A 289-nucleotide genomic window follows, 5' to 3' on the forward strand; every position below is an offset into this window, starting at 1 on the left:
TGATCGTGTCGTAGGCGCTGTCGCGGTTCAGGCCGGCGCCTGCCACATCCTTCGAATAGAGGTAACCGTCATCACCCGTGCGGATTGGTTTGGAGCTGGTCGCATCGTTATAGATGGGCGTCTTTTTCGGATTCCAGATCTCCCCCGCGACCTCATAAACGTTGTCCGGATTCAGGTAGCCATCTGCGCCTTCCCTGATTGGGCGAGCCCCAGGCTCGATGATCGTGTCGTAGGCGCTGTCGCGGTTCAGGCCGGCGCCTGCCACATCCTTCGAATAGAGGTAACCGTC

General features: G+C 59.2%; 1 protein-coding gene. It reads right to left on the minus strand.

Features of this window, described 5'->3' with window-relative positions; all coding sequences use genetic code 11:
* On the minus strand, window positions 1–289 hold a 289-nt coding region (locus AC0IW7_RS24775; RefSeq protein ID WP_471821489.1), incomplete at both ends, for a hypothetical protein.

Source organism: Pseudomonas sp. AC229, from assembly GCF_979254655.1.